The organism is Nostoc sp. PA-18-2419, from assembly GCF_005869855.1.
In the GTDB taxonomy this organism is placed as follows: Bacteria; Cyanobacteriota; Cyanobacteriia; order Cyanobacteriales; family Nostocaceae; genus Nostoc.
Window position 1 is genome coordinate 99,061 of sequence record NZ_SZNH01000009.1, and the last position, 20,252, is coordinate 119,312.

Below are 20,252 nucleotides of genomic sequence, written 5' to 3' on the forward strand. Positions count from 1 at the left end.
TTTTTAATTAACAACCTGAAAATTTGTAGTCGCTCAACTTATGGCAAAATTGAGGATCGCAGTCTTGGGAAGTAGGGAGTAGAGAATAAGCAGTAGGGACTAAAGAAAAGTTTTCTCAATGCCCAATCCCTAGACCCAATTCCCAGTAACCAATCCCCAATCCCCAATCTATGTTCTTGTCTGAGGCAATACCAGCTTTACTTGTTTTAGCAGATGGAACCGCTTATCATGGTTGGTCTTTCGGTGCTACGGGAACCGCCATCGGAGAAGTGGTATTCAACACTGGTATGACTGGCTATCAAGAAGTACTAACCGATCCTAGTTACTGCGGTCAGATTGTGATTTTTACTTATCCAGAATTGGGAAATACTGGCGTCAATCCTGAAGATGAGGAATCAGACCGACCCCAAGTGCGGGGTGTGATCGCCCGTAATATTTGTCATCGACCAAGTAACTGGCGATCAACACAATCCTTACCTGACTACCTCAAACAGCATCAAATACCAGCTATCTATGGCATTGATACCCGCGCCCTCACCCGGAAAATTCGCATGTTCGGAGCCATGAACGGTGGCATTTCCACGACTATTTTGGATCAAGGGGAATTATTAGAGCAGGTGCAGGCAGCTCCTTTGATGACAGGATTAAATCTAGTTCGTGAAGTGACTACACCAACGACTTATCAATGGTCAGATCCCACAATTCCAGCTTGGGAATTCAAGCTAGAAACTGCGAATAATAATATTGAAGAACCCTTTATCGTTGTTGCTCTTGACTTTGGCATCAAACGCAATATTTTGCGTCGCTTAACCAGTTACGGTTGTCGGGTAATTGTTGTGCCTGCTGATACGCCATCAGAGGAAATTCTCAACTATAATCCTGATGGTGTTTTTCTTTCTAATGGGCCTGGCGATCCTGCTGCTGTCAGCGAAGGAATTGCAACTGCCAAAGCGCTGCTGCTGAGTCAAAAACCCATCTTTGGGATTTGTATGGGACATCAAATTTTAGGTCATGCTTTGGGAGCAGAAACCTATAAACTCAAATTTGGTCACCGTGGTTTGAATCAGCCTGCGGGTTTACAACAAAGGGTAGAAATTACCAGTCAAAACCATAGTTTTGCCATCGATCAAGATTCTCTACCTGCGACAGTTGTGGAAGTTAGCCACCTGAATTTAAATGATCGCACTGTTGCCGGGGTACGTCACAAGTCTCTGCCTATATTCTCCGTACAGTATCACCCAGAAGCCAGTCCTGGACCTCACGATGCTGATTACTTGTTTGAGCAATTTGTTCAAGCCATGCGAATAGCACGTCAAGGTGATGGGGACTAGGGGCTGGGGATGAGGGAGAAGCAGGGGAGCAGGGGAGCAGGGAGCAGGGGGAAAAGAGGTAATTTTTCATTCTCCCCCTTGCCCCCTGCCCCTCTGCCTCTTGTGCTCCAATCCCCAATCCCCCTTACTCCAGCAGATTGTAGACAACTTGCTCAAAAACCATCTATACTTGAGCGTTCACTTTAAACTTATGAGGAGGGAATTATTGCTGAGCCACTAAATCTAACCGTGAGCCTGAGAGGCACTCGTGAAATCCGGGATAACTGCCAGCTATTCCGCCTCACAGGTTTGTTAGATGCTTTTTCTGAACCGACATTTCGCAAGGTACTTGAGAGCAAGATTGACGAGGGTCCTAAGCATATTATTTTGGATCTTTCACAAATCGACTTTATTGATAGCTCTGGCTTGGGTGCTCTGGTGCAGGCAGCCAAGAAGGCTCAAAACGCTGATGGCACTTTGCAAATTGTCACGAATGCTCGGGTAACTCAAACGGTCAAGCTTGTTCGTCTAGAGAAGTTTCTCTCCCTGCAAAAATCAGTTGAAGATGCTCTAGAAAATGTCAAGTAGTCTTGATTGCTCGACCTCTTGAGATTAACTTAGCTATCCAGATTCAACATTGGATAGCTCAATTATTAAAACTTCTGGCAAAAACCTCTCTCCTTGTGGGAGAGGCAAAAAGCCAGTTGAGCTATTATATTTAAAACTGAATCAGGATAAAGATATAAACAGTCAATTTGGAGACCATACAAAGCAAGTTTGGAGATTTGTTCATAAAATTACCAACCTGTTGGTTAGGATATTTTGATAAAATATCAAACCAAAGATAATTGTTAGAAAACAAAGCCAACAGATTAATATATATTTAAACTTTACTTGATATTTCCAGCTTGGAAACCGTTGCTTACTAAGTAAATATGGCAATGTGGTGAATTAAAAAAAAGAGCTACGATGTCAAAATTTTATCTGATGTAAGGCATAGACCACAATCAGTATACGAAATTATATTCACCGAAGGTTGACATCAGGGTGATCTAAAATGCGAAGTTTTAATCAAAAAAGATAAAATTTAGTAAGTAATTTTGATAGTGTTGATTATGCTAGGTGTATTATGATGGCATACTTCAGAAATATCAATTTTTGCGAAGAATGCCTGAAAATTTGAGCTAGTCAAGGAATTATTTATTTGTGAAGTCAAAGGAGGAAGAGCTATTAGATGGACAAGATGAAACTCCAAAAGAGAATTTATCTTGGACTCAAGCACTCTTGGCTACTACAGCGCCATTATCCCAACAGATTTCGCTTTCACAAGTACAACAAATTTCTCCCAATGCTTTAGCATATTTGGGGGATGCAATTTATGAAGTGTATGTTAGAATGCTCTATCTGTTACCACTACAGCGACCAGAAACTTATCATCGTCTGGTAGTGGCACAGGTAAGAGCAGAAACACAAGCGCTACATTTGCGATCGCTGACTCCTCATCTGAGGGACACCGAATTAGAAATTGTCCGCCGGGGTCGAAACGCTGCCATAGGACGCCCTAAGCGACTTGATCCCGAAATTTATCAACAGGCAACTAGTCTGGAAACTTTAATTGGCTACCTGTATCTCACAGATTACCAGCGCCTAACCGAACTATTGGAAATACTCCATCTAAATAAATAGTGAGAACTTTCACAATCATCAAAACAGTAGAGATAGGTCTGGAAAATTGGCTCGTCAGGATGCCTACTATACGCTATATCCTAAAACTCAAATGTCGAATAAACCGAGGAAAATGAAGACTTCTAGCGAACCGAATCGTGGGCAACCTGTAAAACTCCAGGGTAAACGTGTTGTTACCAGTCCGATTCGCAATCCCAGAAAAATAGATAGTAAGCCTATTGCTAACTCACGCCCACAAAATAGCAACTTCTCCCATCCGTCTTTATCTACAAAACTAACAGAAGATAGCGACTTAATTTACGGTCGTCATCCTGTATTGAGTGCATTGCAAAATCAGCGCGGTCTCAACCGCATCTGGATTACTAGCCGTCTGCGCTACGATCCCAACTTTCACCATTTACTGTTGCAAGCAAAAGAAAATGGTACAGTTATTGACGAAGTTGAACCCAAGCGCTTAGACCAAATCACCAATAACTCTAATCATCAAGGTGTGGCGGCACAAATTGCTCCCTACACATACATCGAATTACCGGATCTGATTGAGCAAGCAAAATCTGTAACCGATGCTGTAATTGTTGTGGCTGATGGAATTACCGATCCCCACAACTTAGGAGCAATTATTCGCACTGCTGAGGCAATTGGCGCTCAAGGATTAGTGATACCTCAAAGAAGGGCTTCTGGGATCACTTCCACTGTTGTCAAAGTTGCAGCAGGTGCTTTAGAAAATTTTTCCGTAGCAAGAGTTGTCAACCTTAGCCGCGCTTTAGAAGAATTAAAAACTGCTGGATTCTGGATTTATGGTACTGCTGCAACTGGTAGCGAACCCTTACATACAGTCAATTTTAGCGGACCTATCGTTTTAGTAATTGGTTCTGAAGGTGAAGGTCTGAGTATGTTAACTCAACGCTCATGCGATGTCTTAGTGTCAATTCCCTTACAGGGCAAAACTCCTAGCCTCAATGCCTCAGTAGCAGCAGGTATGGCACTTTATGAAATTTATCGCCAGCGATCGCTAAATACCCTGCATTTAGATAAATTACAAAAAACCTCTTTGAAAAAATAACCGTAAAAGAGTATAAAGAAATGTAAATGTTAATCAAGTAACATATTTTTTGACACCCTGTAGCACGTTTATAAATCCGCGAAAACTATGAAAACCATTTGGCATAACCTTAAGGAAGGGTTGATCAATACGTTCGACTACTTCGGCTTGGCTTGGTGGGTAGAGATTGTAACGCAAAATCCCCGCTGCACGTATTACTTCGGACCATTTCTGAGTTCTTCTGAAGCAAGATTGGCTAGCATTGGATACATAGAAGATTTGGAGATCGAAGGAGCGCAGGGAATTATTGTAGATGTCAAACGTTGTAAACCCAATAATTTAACAATTGCTGAAGACTTGGGGGAAAAGTTTGACCGCAAAGTACAGCCTGCCTTTGGCGGTCAGATTTAATTCAGGCAAGAGTTAAGATAATTCGCAATTCGTAATTTAGAGTAGTAATTACGAATTATCTAGTTAATAGTCAAAAAAGTTTGAATGGACTATTGACGACGAATTACCTGGGGATGTTCTTCCAACCAATGGTCAATATCATTTAGTACTAGGTGGGGAACTTCCCATGGGAAAAGGTGAGCAGTGTTGGGGTAGCATTGCCATTGGCAATTGTTCAGATGTCCAGCAGTTTCTAAGCTAGAATCAACTGTGATGTGACGGTCTTGGACGCCAGCAAGCATTAAACTAGGACATTGAATTTGTGGCAAGTCTGAAAGTCTGTCATACCCGGCTTGAATTGCGCTATAAAGAGCGCGAGTCGCAGCAGAAGAGGTTTGCAAATATGCCGGCACTGCTTCGGTGGCAATATAGCTGTAACTAATAAATGTATGTTGTTGGATTAAGTGGCGAAAAAGCGATCGCTTACCGAAAGTTTCAATATTCCACTGCCAACTCGGTTTTATATAGTTCAGTAAAGCTGCAACACCAGTATATAAATTATCTTGCCAAGTGATGGGAGGATGACTACCACGGGGTTTTGCGGCTGTCGCTACCAAAATCAAACCTGTAACGCGCTTTGGCAAACGTAATGCCAGTTCCATTGCCAAAATCCCGCCAAGTGACCAGCCTAATAAAAGGCATTTTTGAATATGAAAACGGTCTAGCAGGGCTTCTAAGTCGTTTAAATGGTCATTCATCTCAAAATTGCCATGATAGCGACTTTTGCCATATCCACGTAAATCTGGGGCAAAAGTTTGGTAGCGTTTTGATAAATGATTGGTGAACACAGAAAGACTACGACCAGAACCAGGATGACCGTGTAGGGCTAAAATGGGAAATCCTTGACCTTGGACGTAGACGTTGAGATTTGCAGCAGCAGTAGTGTAAGTGTGGCGATCGCTCATCACTCGCCGTTCTCCTCTCTGGGGAATAAATGTTCTAAAATAMCTGGAGTTTTAGTTTTTAATCCTCTAATTTCAGTCATAATTTCATCTAAATTCGCTTACAAAAAATAGGGTGTGGGGTGTAGGTTGAAAAATAAAAAACTTTAGTTATGAGTTGAAAGCTCATTTAAGAAAAAGATGTTTTAAGAGGACACGAAGCGCCTTGAAAACGTCGGTTCCCCACACCTGACCCCTTTTGAATTTAAGAAATAGCTTCAAAAACCATTTGGGGGATCAACACTTCATCTTGTAATTGTCCAATACCTAAAAAGCGAGTCTGTTGATCATAAACTCTCACTATTCCAGAAACATCGAAAGTTTGAGAAATTCGCTGACCATGGCACCATTTTTGAGCAGCTGTTAGTGGTAAAGTGACAGATGACAAATGTTGTAATGGCACATCTGGAGAAATGGGTTGAAATATTTCAGCTTGTAGTTGTGTTTCTAAGTCTGTCAAAGTTAGACTATTTGTTAAATTAAAACCACTGCTTTCGGTACGAATTAGAGCCGCAAGGGTGCCACCAGTTTCTAAAATTGCACCCAAGTCACGAGCGATCGCTCTAATATATGTACCACTTCCACAGGCGATCGCCACATCCAATTCTGGGAAATCCCCTTCTCGCCAGTCCAAAATTTCTATGTGAAAAACTTCTACTGTCCGTACTGGAACTTCTACTATTTCACCTCTACGTGCTAAATCATAGAGACGTTTCCCATCAACTTGAATTGCACTATAACTTGGTGGTATTTGCTCAATTTTTCCTTGAAATTTTGATAGTGCAGTTTTCACTTGTGCCAAATTCAATTCAGCACAAGCTTGAGAATTAATAATTTCACCTTGTAAATCATCGGTTGTAGTACGCACACCTAACCGAATTGTAGCTTTATAAGCTTTTTCTTCTGGTAGATATTGCAATAGTCTTGTGGCTTTACCAAGGGCAATGGGTAACACCCCGGTAGCTGCTGGATCTAAAGTACCCCCATGTCCCACACGTTTGAGGCGCAATAGTTTTCGCACCCTGGCCACGCAGTCGTGAGAAGTCCAGTTATAAGGTTTGTTTAAATTGAGAAAACCTTGAGATAACACAAAATCGATACTTCCAGTTTTTAAAGTTTTTATTCATTATTCAAGCCACCACATGGGCGGTGTGAAATAATAATTACTAAAAACACGTAGCTTGCTTCTCACACCCAGGCGAGTATTATGAATTAGCTTGAGCGATTGGGAATACTTTCGGTAAGCTGACTGTAACTTGAGTTCCTTGTCCCACTTGACTGGATAAAGTGATATTACCACCATGTAATTCTACACAAGCTTTGGCGATCGCCAACCCTAAACCTGTGCCAGGAATTGTATCAACGTTACTTCCACGACTGAAAGATTCAAACAAATTTTCTTGATCTGACTTTGGGATACCAATTCCCCGATCTTTGACGGAAAAAATGACTTGTGATTCTTTGCTGCTCAGGTGAAACTCTACAGTACCTCCATCTGGAGAATACTTAATTGCATTGGACACTAAATTAATAAAAATTTGTTGCAAAAGTCCGCGATTGCCCCAAAAGCCGTGGTTACTCCCGGTAATTTGAAAAATCAATTCGTGGCGATCGCCTGCTATTTCTCGCTCTTGTTCTATCAGTTCAGAAAAAAATTGCAATAAGTCAAGCTGCGTTGGCTTGAGCTTCGGTTTTTCGACTTCAAATTGGTTAACCAAAAGCATATTATCCACAAGTTTGGACATATACCTGGCTTTTTGTTCAATAATTCCCAGAAACTTTTGTTGTTTCGACTGATCGAGTTGCTGGCTATGTTTTCCTAAAGTTGATGCGGCAGCCAGAATAGAAGTTAAGGGCGTTCGATACTCATGAGAAACCGTGCCAATAATTTGGGATTTAAATAAATTGAGTTGCTTTTCTTTTGCTAGGGCTGCTTGAGTTTGGGCTAGCAGTTCCGCTTGCTGGATAGCGATGGCCAGTTGCACCGATACTTCATTGAGCATCTGAGCATCATCAGCTTGCCACTGTTGCTGAAAAGAATTATGGAAAGCAATCAACAAACCCCAAGGCTTAGGGGCTGGGTTGCCATTGTTGCTCAGATTAATCGGAACCACTAAATTTGATTGAGTATTAAATTGCTCTCTTAAGCTCAGACAATTACACAAGCCCAGCTCGTAAATATGAGGGATTGGGGATTGAGGGTCTCGATACTCCTGAAGGGAATTTGGGGCAATGGGGATTGCAGATTGGGAATAAGAGGCGGTGAGAGGATGACGTTCTGATGCGCTGAAAAAATCTGTGTCTTTGTGTCCTCCAAAATTCCGAGCGCCAGAAGCCGACGCTGGGACTTCTTGTGTTTGTGTCGTTCGTTGGTGCAGCGTCTTTCTTAGCAGAAATTCCGAGCGCTCAAAGGCGCATACACTTTTTTCCGTGTCCTCCTTCTCATCTCCCACCCGATCACACACCGCTATAGTGCAGCATGACTCAACTGAAGAGGCAACTATCTTACCTTCTCTATCTGGGGCAGACTGATATACTATCACGCGATCGCACTTTAAAAGTTGCTGTACCTCCGCTACAGCCGTATTCAAAATTTGCTCTAAGTCAAGAGACTGACGAATTCTTAGAGCTGTTGTAGCAATTAACCGCTGCCGCTCCTGAGTTTTACTGAGTTGGGCTTGCAAGCACAATTGCTTAATGGCGTTGCGGACTATTAGTTGTAGTACATCCTGTGTTAAGTGCTGCTTAACCAAATAATCTAGGGCACCTCGTTTCATTGCTTGCACAGCAATTTCTTCATCACCACGCCCTGTTAACATAATCACAGGTACAGAAGTCTGAAATATCTCCTGCTTGAGCTGATCGAAAAGTTCTAACCCACTCATATCAGGTAGGCAAAAATCCAGCAGAATGACATCGAAGTGCATCTTTTGACACAAAGCAAGTCCTTCTTCTGCACAGTCTGCCTCCCAAATCTGGTAGGACTGGTGCGGATCTTTCAAAAGATATCGACGATAGATTTTCCGATCTGCTGTACAATCATCGATGATGAGTAGCGTCCATGTGTCCAACATATTACGTATGAGGATTCGGGAGCGATATAAATCCCTTTTATCCAGATTGGGTTTTATTGGATTATTCTAAAATCAATAATCAAAGAAATATAAATAAAATCTAAATTCTTTACCAATTCTCAACTGATCTCAATATAGTAAAAGACACTAACAAAAACAGGAAAATCAGCAAAACGAATCTAGGACTATCATTCATCAATAAATCCCACAATAAAATATGGAAAAGCAATCCTTAGCCTACTCCATACCCCTTTTTCTAGCTAAACAAGCAAAAACAGTAACTCAAAGACGAGAATGTCTGTGTGACCCTTGTTCTTAACTACCCGCTCGGCAGAGAATAAACAAATTAATCTAATACGGGAGACGTATTGGCTTCAAGCCAGTAGTCCACGAACGCCTGGATCGTCTTTTTTAGTTCTTGAGCATCCATCGGCTTTACCAGATATCCGTTTGCGCCCTTTTGATAGCACAATTCAATATCTTTGGGGTTGGATGAGGTAGTAAAAACAACGACCGGGATTTGCTTAAAACTATTGTCTTGCTTGAGTCGGTCTAAGATGTCACGCCCATCAATACCTGGCAAATTTAGATCGAGCAAGATCACAGAAGGTCGTGGTGGTACTTTAGAGTTGAGTAGGTCTTCGCCCTTAGTGTAGGTATCGCTGCTTTGTTGATAAAGGAACTCTAAAACCTCATCCCCATTAGTGCAACGATGTATGGGGTTCTGGACAGACATGCGCTGCATCAGACGTTGTAACATCCGATAATCTTCATTGCTGTCCTCAACAACAAGCAGAGGTTCATGAAGTTTTTTCATTTCTGGTCTTAAAAGAACTTAACAAATGTATATAATTGGTAACTATCTTAAACTATTCGAGCGTAAAATAAAATATTGAGCCAATGCTTACGATAGATTTAACCCAAATTTGACCATTGTGAAGTTCAACAATTTTCTTAACAATAGCTAGCCCTGCACCTGTGCCACCGCTGTATTTTTCCTGGGAGTGGAGCCGCTTAAATAGTCGAAAGATGGTTTCTAAATGATGTTCTGGAATTCCAATACCGTTATCGCGTACATAAAAGATGGGGGATTGGAAAGAAAATGTTCTGAGGGAATGACGCTGTGAGGCGGTGAGTAATTTCTCGGTGTTCTCATCTCTCCCCACCTCAGAGTCTCCCCATCTCAGAGTGTCCTTATCTAGGTAGCCAATCTCAATCCATTGCTGTGGCTTATCGTTGTATTTAAGGGCATTACCAATCAGGTTACTGAAGACTTCGTTGACGAGAACTCGATCGCATTGGACTATAGGTAAAGGTCGAGGAATGCGAATATCGACTAGTCCAGAGTTCTGGCGACTAGCACCAAAGACTTCAATTACTTGAGCGACCAATTCGTTGAGGTCGGTTGCTTGCTTTCGTAGGTGTGCTTGTCCTAACTGAGAGAGTCGCAGCAGGGCATTGATCAATGTTTCCATACGTACAGACAAGGAGACTACTGTCTGCAAATATTCAATCCCGTCATCATCTAATATTTCGGCATAGTCTTCTAGCAGTATCGTTGAGAAGTTATAAATACCTCGTAAAGGTTCTTTAAGGTCATGGGAAGCAGCGTAGGCAAAGGAGGCTAGTTCTTGGTTGCTGCGCTCCAACTCTAAGTTAATTTTCGCTAACTCATCGGCCTTCGAGAGTACAATACCAACGATCGCATTCCTCAAACCAACAGCACTCTCAAGTTCACACGCCCTCCAAGGTAGAGAAGTTAAACGAACCGTTTCTTGCCAAGCGGCAAAAGATTTTCGCACAGGCACGGTGAGGCTACCATCTACCTGGGCTTGAATAAATTCGTTGGGATTACCTGCCCAGTGTACTGTTTTAATGACTTCAGGACGAAACCAAAGAATGTAATAGCGCTGGATTTTAGAAATCCGCAGTAGCAGCAAGCCGCTAACAGTATCTTTGAAGGTCAGCGCTTCTGGGTAAAGTTTTGGCAAAGAATCAGTGGAAAACAGGTTGTCATTAACTTGATTATCCGCCCATTCAATTAATTGGTGAACCTGTTCAATGTTCGGTGTTGCTCCCACCAGGGCAACTTCATTATCCAAACAAATTGCTGCTCCTGAGGCACTAACTAGACCCAGCAAACGGATTTCAGGTTTGATTAAGGCATCAATAAAATTGTCTGCTTCAGAAATTGACTGGAGAAACTCAGATTGTAGCGATTTGAGCTTTACTTCATAGTCCCATTCTGAGTGAATAATTTTGTGCGCTAATTCCGAAGAGACTATCTGTCCCAAAAATTCGCACATCTTCCGCACTTCGTAACAAATATACTTTGGTGTTTGATGATGGCAAGATATTAATCCCCAAAGCTTCTGCTCTTGAATCAGCGAAATCACCAAAAGAGCTTTAACTCCCATATTTTGATGATATTCAGTACAACACCAATCAAAACTTCGGAGGACAGAGTAGCTTAAATCAAGATGCTCGTGTGTTGTGAGATTTTCCGTAGGAACTAGCTTGATAGCTTCGGCAGTCAAATCGGGGATGAATCGGAGAAAGCAACGTGTGTATAATTGCCTAGCCTGGGCTGGAATATCTGTAGCAGGATAATGGAGTCCTAAATAAGGCAATAAATCCTCTCGTTTGACTTCTGCAACCACAGAACCGGCTTGTGATTCGTCAAATTGATAGATCATCACCCGATCAAAACCAACAATTTGTTGGATTTCCTGGGCCGCAATCTGCAAAAATTCTCTGAGATTGGATGTACTTTGCATTTTTGCGATCGCTTCACTCACCAAAGCATGAAAGCCCAAGAAACTCAACTCAGATTTGGAGTCAGTCGGTTCTAGCTCCACAATCACAGCCTCTTGTGTACGATGAACAATAGCGTCAAAGTATTGTTCGCCATTTAGAGTATTTATTAAGACTTTAAATGTATTAGAACTACCTATTTTTTTGTCTAAGCACTGCTTAACAGCTTCTACTTTTTTTAGATCGAGCAAATAGCTCAGAGGCTGACTGAGCAAATCTTCTGGCTGTTTACCCAAATATTTTTGAGTATTATTACTTACTTGCACTATTTCTAGCTGGCTACTGAGTGCTAAGAGTACGCCATGAGGTTGAGTAGAGCCAGGTATATGGATAGGTTTCTGCTCGTGGTTAGTCACAGCAGAGGCTTGGGTAGTAGTATCTTTGGACTGGCTCATAAATCAACTTATATAAAGCTGATTTTTACAATAGCGCAATTAAATGTCACATTTCTTTAATATATGCCCGAAAGTGTGAAGGCGATCGCAATACAATAAAATCAGGTTGACAGTTGTCTTGCTGTAATCTGCTGTTTAGCTTAGCTATTGGCTGCGATCAACACTTTTGTTTGTTGTAACTAAAATGACAACACTACTAAAATGTGAAGAATATAGCTATAAGTCAAAACAAATACTAAATTAAAAAAACAAGCAAATTTTATATACCTTCAGAAATAAGACTAGTGACGGCAAAAGTTGATTTAATCAAGTTGATAACATTAATAGTGCCCACTAGGCAGTTAGTTCGCAGCTAGCTACCTGTAGGACTTCCTCCCTAATTGATTAGCCAACTTAGGAGGCTAGTACATCGTGTCAAACAATTTTAAGGATGCACATCCTCTCAAAGATATAGAATGCACAAATTGTGACAATTATCATCATCAAGAAGAAATAAAAAATATAGAGATTTTTCAAGGAAGGACAATTCTGGTTGTAGATGATAATGAAGATATTCTTGCCTTAATTACCTGTGTTCTTAAAAGGTATGGAATTCGTGTAATTACTGCATCATCAGCTTTAGAAGCATTTGAAATTGTTAAAAAATTAACAGTGGATCTTTTAATTAGCGACATTGATATGCCAGGAGAGTCGGGATATTCGTTAATACAAAAAATCCGAAAACTTAGGTCAGTACAAATTAGAGAAATTCCAGCGATCGCGTTTAGCAAGTCTGCTAAGAATAGAGCTTATAAACAGGCTTTGGCCTCTGGGTTTCAAACTTATATGAAAAATCCTTCAAACCCTACACGGTTGATAACAGAAGTAGCAAAACTACTTATGCACTCTTGTAACAGAAGTTTTTCGTTATTTGGCGATTACTCCTATTTACGTAAAAGGTAATTTATGATTTGTCAGCTTTTTTACTTCTAAGAATTGTTTTGATTCCGTAAGCAGAAATCATTAATTTGAAACCTACAGTAGCCTTTCAAATTAATGAAATGCGTTCGTGGGATTGAAACACACGCACAGTCTAGTAACGTTCGGCTTTTTAAAGTAAAAAACCATACACTTACTATTAAATATTTTCACTGTTTGCAACTATATGAGATAAAACTGCTTACTTTCACTGACTGACAAAAGCAAGTGCGATCGCTTAGGCTATTGGGCACAGAGAAAAAAAGCAAAGTATAAATAATTATGCTTCACACTCTCAGCCCACTTGCAGAAGGCTTAAAAAGGTCAAAGGTATCCCCATCCTGATTACTTGCAAACACAGCAGTAGATTCGTTCGCCTATAGACAAATATCTTACAGGCGAAAAACTACATGATGGCTTGCAAGAATTACTTGAAACTACTCAATAGACTTCTTGGAGAAATCAAAAAAGAACCCCAAAGAGCCTGCTGGGGCAGGGGGTCGGATGTTAGGGAACTTTTGCAACAGGTCTAATAAACTTTTTACCGACTCTGTGCGTCTGTGAGTGAAATTTCATACTTTTATTTACCAAAAATACATGACTTCATTACCCGCCGATCTAAACCCCCAATACCTACCCCAACACATAGCCGTCATTATGGATGGTAACGGTCGATGGGCAACCAATCGAGGATTACCGCGCATCGCTGGACATCGCCAAGGAGCAAAAATCCTCAAAGAACTATTGCGTTGCTGCAAACATTGGGGAATCAAAGCACTAACAGCCTATGCTTTCTCAACAGAAAATTGGCAGCGTCCTGTTGAAGAAGTAGATTTTCTAATGCTTTTGTTTGAGCGATTACTGCGCCGCGAGTTAGCACAGATGCATCAAGAAGGTGTGCGAATCTCATTTATTGGAGATTTATCGGTTCTACCCAAGTCTCTGCAAACAGAAATGGAACGTTCAATGGCAGAAACGTTAAATAATCAAGCAATACATTTTACCGTTGCAGTCAACTACGGTAGCCGCAACGAAATCACAAGAGTTTGTCATCAAGTCGCCGAATTAGTAGAACGAGGCGAACTCAGTGCAAAACAAGTAAATGAAAGTCTTATAGAAAAACACCTCTACACAGCAGAGACTTCCGAACCCGATTTGCTGATTCGTACCAGCGGTGAGATGCGATTGAGTAATTTTCTGTTGTGGCAAATGGCGTATACAGAAATGTATTTTACTGATATTCTTTGGCCAGATTTTGACACAGAAGCATTTCATCAGGCTTTGTTGAATTACCAAAAACGCGATCGCCGTTTTGGTCAAGTTAAAGCTTCACTCTCAGCTTAGTATACAAAACTTCCACTTACTACTTCCCCGCAAGGAGACTAAAACCTTTAACAACAATTGAAAGTGCTTTAACGAATCGGCACAAAACCAGCTTGATTTACTAATTGTTGACCTTGATCGCTCAAGAGTAAGTTAGCATAAGCTACTCCCGCCTGTTCATCTAAAGTGCCATCTCGCTTAATTACGACAAACAGCCGTCTAATTAGTGGGTAAGCATCATTGACAAAATCAACTTTATTCACTTGCTTTCCCGTACAAGGAGACACAAAATTTTGATTAGCCTCTCTAGCCAGAGAAAGAGGTTCAATCAACTGGTTACAAACTTMTGAAGGCGTAGCATAACTAATTCCGCCGGGAGTTCTAGCAACTCTTTGTATACCAGTTGTAGTATCTTGGATGTAGGGTTTTACAGATTCGGCAAATGATTCATTCGCCAAAACTGTTTCTTCAATGTATTCAGGAGTACCCCCATTTTTTGGATCGCGGCTCAAAGGAGTAATTTTCAAATTGGGGCCACCGACTTGATTCCAATTTGTAATTTTCATTTAAAAATAACCTGCAATTTACACAGGGAAAGTGTTTGCTAGGATGACGGCTAGCATACGATTGTTAATAATAGCAGGTTGAGATTTGAAAATCTGTTTTTTACTTTTGATCAGAATCACTATTATTGAATACAAGATACTTGCTGTTTTCTTGCCGTAATTTAGCATCTTCTTCATTGTAAAAAAACGACAGTAAAACAAACCGCCGTCCCTCGATTACAGGGGTGGCTTCATGCAGTAACGAGCAAGAAAAAATTACTGCTTCTCCAACATTTGGAGTATAAAGTTGGAGTCCATATTCTGGAAACAGCAAATCGCCGCCTTTATAAGCACCAGTATTTAGATTTAATGACATCGCAAACCGTCGATGAGCGGTGCCTTTGGTAGTGTTATCACGATGACGATTAAAGAAGCCTTTATCAGTTGCTTCATAACACGATACCAAGTAGCGTTCAAACCGAGTAATGCTAAATTGAAAAGCCTTCTCAATTTCTGGTTTTACCCGTCGCATAATCATATTATTGATTTGCTTTAATAGTTGAGGATCCGAAATTAAATAGTCTCTACGCTTTTTAAATCCATAGTCAGTAACTCCGACTGTTTTGCCGTCGATTTGTCGCATAAAGCCAGAATCTTCACCACCATCTGCTTCGTACAAATTAATTAAATGTTGGCAAAAGTTTCGATCCAAAACATTCGGTATAAATAAAACAGGTGCTTGTCTGGCTGCGGGAATATTTTCGGTGATTCGAGGTAAGTTTTTAATCAACTCAAACACTTGCTCACAAGGATGAGTAGCTGAAATTGGCAAAACTTTGATAATTCGTAAGTTCTCATCCAAAACAAAAATTGTTGGTCTGTATTGTAGTTCATTACTTCCCGGATTTATTGGTTGACAAACACCGTATTCAAAGCTGATTCTTTTTTCAAAATCCCAAAGAAATTTAAAATAAGTTTTATTTTGGATTAACTCTGCTAAAAAAGTGTCATCTGGGTCTATACTGACACCAAAAAATGGTACTTCATAGGCAGCAAGCTGCTGCTGTCTGTTCAAAAAATTGTCAATAATTTGCCGAATATAGTTATTTTTAGAACTTCCAAAAAAAAATAAAATGCTTCGGTATCCACCAACTGAGTTGAAGTGAAAAGTTGGATTTGAGGTTGAGGGAAGAATGAACCAAGGAATTGGGTCGCCAATAGTAAGAGGTACCATAAGATAAGTAAGTTAGTATTTGGATTTTTAATTTTGAATTGGTTTGACGGATTAATCAGAGAACTTGATAATTTTGGATGAAATAATTTTCGATTGATTACAATGAGAAATTTACTTATCTATACTCTCAAATAATTATTTATCGAAAGATAAAAGTAATGAAATATAGCGGAAGTCATGAATAGTAAATTAATTTCTTTCAATAATTATTAAACTTTTTATAGCATTTACTAATCTGCTGAGGTACTGAGTACTTACCTTTCTAAATTGGGCAAACCTCTGCTTGACTCTGCGCTTGACTGTGTGCCCCTTTGTATTTAAAAATATTGTTTTTGTACCTCACTTAACTAGTAGCAAAAGGCGTAATTCGTAATTAGCTGTTCGTAAGGGTTTCAGACATTTAAAATGGTTGATTTATTTCTGCTCTGCTGTACTATAAATCGCTATATAACAAATAACGAATGACAAATGATTAAAATCCAAAATTATTATAAGCCGGCTTTAAAGTCCGCAAAAAATTAAGCATGGCTGAAACCACAACTTCTGAAGACTCAATCAAAAAGCCATGACCACCACTGTCGAGGACTACAAGTTCAGCCTTGGGAATACCTTGAGCAAGTTGCTGGGAAAATTTTAACGGGGTGAGAATGTCTTGTTTTCCAACCAGAACTAAAGTAGGACAATGAATTTGTTGGAGGCGTTTTGTTGTGTCAAAGTCAAGCATGGCTCGGCTGTGATGAGAAAGTGAGTGAGTTGTAGGTGGGAAAGGATATCTGATAGCAAATTCAATCAGACCTTCAATCATTCCAGGAATTGAGTAAAATGTATCTGTAAATATCCAAGGCAATACGATTTTTTCATAAAGTTTCAAGTCTACATTCATCAGAAGGTTGCCCCAAGTTTCAATGATACTGTTGAATAATTCATCGCCTTTTGCTAAAGATGAAAGTAGCATCAAACTTTGTATTCTTTTCGGATATGCTAATGCTAACTCTTGGGCAATTTGACCACCCATTGAATGACCTGCTAGATGTACCTTGTCAATACCAATGTAATCCAACAATGCTGCAATATCTCCAGCCATTTGTTTAATGCTATAAGGACTTTGGGGAGCAGAACTCCGCCCCATACCTCGATTGTCTAGGCGAATGACTTGATAGTGGGGAATCAACGATGGCATAATCAGCGACCAATAACTATGATCGCAAAGAAAGCCAGCTATTAATAGCAAAGGCTCACCTGTTCCCTTAATATCGTAGAACAAATCAACTCCGTTAATTTTAACTTTTGGCATAGTCAATAATTCTATAAGTAGTTAATAAAATTATCTAAAAAGTTATTCATCACAAGAAACAAGAAATGATTGTGAGTTTCGGAAAATTTATAAAAATTTATTTTTTATTTTTTTGGAGGAATTTTTATGTTTTGAATCGTTCATCTACGGGAATCTGGTAGCCGTTGGCGAGACGGTTGGTCATGTTGGCAGTGGCAGCGATCGCCATTAGTTCCCCAAACATGGTATCATTCATTCCCTTGGCACGCGCTGCTGCTGTATGTGAGGCGATGCAATACTCGCAGCCATTTGTTGCACTCACGGCAATATAAATCAGTTCGCGCATCAATGGATCGATTTCACCCGGACTGGTCATCACTTCTTTCAACGTTTGCCATGTTCGTTGCAAGGTGGGAGGATGGTTAGCTATAGCTTTCCAGAAGTTGTTAATATAGTCATTCTGACGTGTGGCGCGGATATCGTCATATACTGCACGTACTTCGTCGCTGGCTTCTTCGTACTCAATTAGTTTATTCATATTTCTATTTAATTTAATCTCCCAATCAGTGCGAATACCTAAATTGTAATATAGCAGTCCAAAATGATTTGTGAAATATTGCTACTGTTAGGTGTCATTAGTTATTTGTCCTTTGTAATTACAAATGATAAAGGACAATTGACCAAGGACGTTTACAACGATAATTTTTATAACTCAAATAAAATTGCTATATAGAGCGTTTGACTAACAATAAAAGACCAGAAATATATATGCCTCAGATTTTTGTTGAAGACCTGAAAAAGACTTTTTTTGTGTCTGAACGTTCCTCTGGATTTTTAGGTTCAATCCGAGGGCTTGTGCAAAGAAAAACCAGAGTTGTTCATGCTCTAAAAGGAGTTTCATTTTCGCTTGAGCAGGGAGAACTCGTAGGATATATCGGCCCAAATGGGGCAGGCAAATCGACTACTATTAAAATTTTAAGTGGTATTTTAGTCCCATCCAGCGGAAAATGTATAATTGGCGGACGAACTCCTTGGAAAGATAGAATTCGCCATGTTAGTCGTATTGGAGTAGTGTTTGGTCAGCGATCGCAACTTTGGTGGGATCTACCAGTAATTGAGTCTTTCGATTTGTTGCGGGATATTTATCGCGTTCCTGATTCAGAATATCAAAATACACGCCAAGAAATGATTGATTTGCTTGGTCTTGAGAGTTTTCTCTCTACCCCTGTCAGACAGTTAAGCCTTGGTCAAAGAATGCGATGCGATTTTGCTGCCGCAATGTTACACAGACCGGAAATTTTATTTCTAGATGAACCGACTATCGGGCTTGATGCGGTTTCCAAGCTTGCGGTGAGAAAATTTATCAAAACACTAAATAGAACTCATCAAGTAACTACTATTCTGACAACCCATGATATGGATGATATCGAAGCATTGTGCGATCGCGTCATTATTATTGGTGGGGGTGAGATTCTCTGTGATGGAACTCTGACAGCGTTGCGTTCTCAAGTTTCCTCGCGTCGATACTTAAGAATAGACCTCATAAATGATGATTTTTTCTTTGAGGAAGAAGGAGTTAGTATCATCTCTAAAGAAGGTCGCACTGTAACTCTAGCCTTCGACCCCACAAAGCTTTCTGCTGCATCTCTAATTAGCAAAGTTACCTCAAAACACGAAGTTGAGGATCTCTTTGTAGAAAATCCACCGATTGAGGAAATAGTTGCTGAACTTTATGCGAAGTCAGGAGGAATTTTAGATTAATTTTTTATTAGTCACTTGTACTGAGAGAAGCCGTTGGTGCAGCCTCTTGTAGAGAAGTATTGGTCATTTGTCATTTATGATAAAGACGCATTAGGATGTTATGACTCAAGCTAATTCTGAGGTAAAAGCAAGATGAGTCTCAACGTTTTTATCCAAAAGTTGACTGATACAATCAAAAATGGAACTGAATCAGACATATTAGAACTGATATATTTCTCTGAAAATGCATTTGAAGAGTTTAATAATTTAGGTGGAAGCAATGTATTTAAAAAAATGCTCTTACTTGCATTTATTGGCTTGAAGGATAAAGACTTGCAAGTAACGATAAGTGAAGTTGAACTCTCAGAGTCACAGAGAGAGAGATTTTTAAAGAAGCTTGCTGACAAAGTAGAGCTTGAGTGTATTGTTAATCTAACCTATAAAGATGAATACACAAATAGTTCAACTTCTGCTCCTATTGGTAAAATTGGTGATACATATAAGCTAGTATTTTTTTAAAGCATCTATAAATAATACCTCTTTTCTAAATTATGAATTATTCTCGTTATCTTTTATCAATTTGCTATTAAGATGAAAGCATATTGGTCACTATTTATTGCCAGATTTACGTTGCTGCTGCAATATCGTGCTGCTGCCTTGGCGGGGGTTGCAACTCAGTTGTTTTGGGGGTTCGTAAAAGTGATGGTTCTAGAGGCATTTTTCACTCATACAACCTCTGCTCAACCAATAACTTTTCAGCAGGCTGTAGGATATGTGTGGTTGGGACAAGCGTTTTTAATAGCGATCGTTCCTTGGTCAGGCGATCGCGAGATTCAAGACTCGATCCGATCTGGTGGAGTAGGCTACGATCTGCTGCGACCCACAGACCTTTATAATTTTTGGTTTACTCGTGCTTTGGCGCTTCGCACAGCACCGATTATTCTTCGTGCTATCCCTCTTCTTTCTGTGACAATTTTTATTTTTCCGGCGATCGGGTTTTCAGAGCGATCGCTTTCTTTTCCACCGTCCTTTGCTGCTTTCATTGCCTTTTTTCTCTCCTTTATTGGTGGAATTCTACTTTCATCTGCATTGACTATGCTTCTTACTGTATCGATGATGTGGACACTTTCTGGTGAAGGAATTAATAGTATTCTTCCCACTTTAATTATTATTTTTTCTGGGATGATTGTTCCTTTACCACTTTTTCCTGAGTGGAGCAAGCCTTTACTAAATGCACTTCCTTTCTCAGGACTTATCGACCAACCTTTTCGACTTTTTACTGGTAATCTTCCACCAAATGCCCTATTTAATGTCTTGCTGCATCAATTTTTCTGGATATTTGCGATAGTTATTCTTGGACGTTTGCTTGTGATTCATGGTATTAAAAAGCTTGTAATTCAAGGAGGATGAGATAATTTGAGGATATTGTTTAATAATTTTTTACTCTACTTTCGATATATCTCTGTAT

The 20,252-nt window shown here is 40.0% G+C and carries 19 protein-coding genes; 10 read left to right on the forward strand and 9 right to left on the reverse strand.

The window, feature by feature from the left end; all coding sequences use genetic code 11:
* Window positions 1-170: 170 nt before the first annotated feature.
* The 5 genes from carA to FCR06_RS11705 all read left to right on the forward strand — a co-directional run bounded on the left by carA (window position 171) and on the right by FCR06_RS11705 (window position 4,449).
* Window positions 171-1,331, forward strand: coding sequence for a glutamine-hydrolyzing carbamoyl-phosphate synthase small subunit (carA, locus tag FCR06_RS11680; RefSeq protein WP_138499767.1), 1,161 nt, complete (start codon window positions 171-173; stop codon window positions 1,329-1,331).
* Between the two features lie 228 nt (window positions 1,332-1,559).
* The gene (locus FCR06_RS11690) at window positions 1,560-1,898 is read left to right on the forward strand and encodes an STAS domain-containing protein (protein ID WP_223280109.1); all 339 of its coding nucleotides are present in this window, start codon (window positions 1,560-1,562) and stop codon (window positions 1,896-1,898) included.
* 618 nt (window positions 1,899-2,516) lie between these two features.
* The gene (locus tag FCR06_RS11695; RefSeq protein WP_138499773.1) at window positions 2,517-2,996 is read left to right on the forward strand and encodes a Mini-ribonuclease 3; all 480 of its coding nucleotides are present in this window, start codon (window positions 2,517-2,519) and stop codon (window positions 2,994-2,996) included.
* A gap of 91 nt (window positions 2,997-3,087) precedes the next feature.
* A complete protein-coding gene (gene rlmB / locus FCR06_RS11700; RefSeq protein ID WP_138500012.1) occupies window positions 3,088-4,059 on the forward strand; it encodes a 23S rRNA (guanosine(2251)-2'-O)-methyltransferase RlmB in 972 nt (323 codons plus the stop codon).
* Between the two features lie 87 nt (window positions 4,060-4,146).
* Window positions 4,147-4,449, forward strand: coding sequence for a DUF1816 domain-containing protein (locus FCR06_RS11705; RefSeq protein WP_138499775.1), 303 nt, complete (start codon window positions 4,147-4,149; stop codon window positions 4,447-4,449).
* 89 nt (window positions 4,450-4,538) lie between these two features.
* Here the strand turns inward: FCR06_RS11705 and FCR06_RS11710 are convergent, their stop codons facing one another.
* From FCR06_RS11710 to FCR06_RS11730, 5 genes are all read right to left on the reverse strand, one after another.
* Window positions 4,539-5,393, reverse strand: a complete 855-nt coding sequence (locus FCR06_RS11710) for an alpha/beta fold hydrolase (RefSeq protein ID WP_138499777.1) — start codon at window positions 5,391-5,393, stop codon at window positions 4,539-4,541.
* Window positions 5,394-5,634: 241 nt separating this feature from the next.
* The gene (gene truB, locus FCR06_RS11715) at window positions 5,635-6,519 is read right to left on the reverse strand and encodes a tRNA pseudouridine(55) synthase TruB (protein ID WP_138499779.1); all 885 of its coding nucleotides are present in this window, start codon (window positions 6,517-6,519) and stop codon (window positions 5,635-5,637) included.
* A 115-nt stretch (window positions 6,520-6,634) separates the two neighbouring features.
* On the reverse strand, window positions 6,635-8,503 hold the full coding sequence (locus FCR06_RS11720; RefSeq protein WP_138499780.1) for an ATP-binding protein: 1,869 nt from the start codon (window positions 8,501-8,503) through the stop codon (window positions 6,635-6,637).
* 346 nt (window positions 8,504-8,849) lie between these two features.
* Window positions 8,850-9,320, reverse strand: a complete 471-nt coding sequence (locus FCR06_RS11725; protein WP_138499782.1) for a response regulator — start codon at window positions 9,318-9,320, stop codon at window positions 8,850-8,852.
* Between the two features lie 52 nt (window positions 9,321-9,372).
* Complete coding sequence (locus FCR06_RS11730) at window positions 9,373-11,712, reverse strand: ATP-binding protein (RefSeq protein ID WP_138499784.1); 2,340 nt, start codon at window positions 11,710-11,712, stop codon at window positions 9,373-9,375.
* A 411-nt stretch (window positions 11,713-12,123) separates the two neighbouring features.
* Here FCR06_RS11730 and FCR06_RS11735 point away from each other — a divergent pair, with 411 nt between their 5' ends.
* Both FCR06_RS11735 and FCR06_RS11740 read left to right on the forward strand, forming a co-directional pair.
* Window positions 12,124-12,654: a response regulator gene (locus FCR06_RS11735; RefSeq protein WP_223280110.1), complete on the forward strand. Its 531-nt coding sequence runs from the start codon at window positions 12,124-12,126 to the stop codon at window positions 12,652-12,654.
* A gap of 612 nt (window positions 12,655-13,266) precedes the next feature.
* On the forward strand, window positions 13,267-14,013 hold the full coding sequence (locus FCR06_RS11740; protein ID WP_138499786.1) for an isoprenyl transferase: 747 nt from the start codon (window positions 13,267-13,269) through the stop codon (window positions 14,011-14,013).
* 68 nt (window positions 14,014-14,081) lie between these two features.
* Here the strand turns inward: FCR06_RS11740 and FCR06_RS11745 are convergent, their stop codons facing one another.
* The 4 genes from FCR06_RS11745 to FCR06_RS11760 form a co-directional block, all read right to left on the reverse strand.
* Entirely contained in the window at window positions 14,082-14,558 is a 477-nt protein-coding gene (locus FCR06_RS11745) for a substrate-binding domain-containing protein (protein ID WP_138499788.1), read from the reverse strand.
* A gap of 100 nt (window positions 14,559-14,658) precedes the next feature.
* Complete coding sequence (locus FCR06_RS11750) at window positions 14,659-15,771, reverse strand: 2OG-Fe(II) oxygenase (RefSeq protein ID WP_138499790.1); 1,113 nt, start codon at window positions 15,769-15,771, stop codon at window positions 14,659-14,661.
* 472 nt (window positions 15,772-16,243) lie between these two features.
* On the reverse strand, window positions 16,244-17,065 hold the full coding sequence (locus tag FCR06_RS11755) for an alpha/beta fold hydrolase (protein ID WP_138499792.1): 822 nt from the start codon (window positions 17,063-17,065) through the stop codon (window positions 16,244-16,246).
* 124 nt (window positions 17,066-17,189) lie between these two features.
* Complete coding sequence (locus FCR06_RS11760; protein ID WP_138499794.1) at window positions 17,190-17,582, reverse strand: carboxymuconolactone decarboxylase family protein; 393 nt, start codon at window positions 17,580-17,582, stop codon at window positions 17,190-17,192.
* Window positions 17,583-17,812: 230 nt separating this feature from the next.
* On the opposite strand from FCR06_RS11760, the gene FCR06_RS11765 reads away from it, so the two are divergent.
* The 3 genes from FCR06_RS11765 (at window position 17,813) to FCR06_RS11775 (ending at window position 20,194) form a co-directional block, all read left to right on the forward strand.
* On the forward strand, window positions 17,813-18,805 hold the full coding sequence (locus FCR06_RS11765) for an ATP-binding cassette domain-containing protein (protein WP_138499795.1): 993 nt from the start codon (window positions 17,813-17,815) through the stop codon (window positions 18,803-18,805).
* A gap of 132 nt (window positions 18,806-18,937) precedes the next feature.
* On the forward strand, window positions 18,938-19,303 hold the full coding sequence (locus FCR06_RS11770; protein WP_138499797.1) for a hypothetical protein: 366 nt from the start codon (window positions 18,938-18,940) through the stop codon (window positions 19,301-19,303).
* 72 nt (window positions 19,304-19,375) lie between these two features.
* Window positions 19,376-20,194 carry an ABC transporter permease gene (locus FCR06_RS11775; RefSeq protein WP_138499799.1) on the forward strand — a complete coding sequence of 273 codons (819 nt, stop codon included), beginning with the start codon at window positions 19,376-19,378 and terminating at the stop codon, window positions 20,192-20,194.
* The last annotated feature ends 58 nt before the right edge of the window (window positions 20,195-20,252 follow it).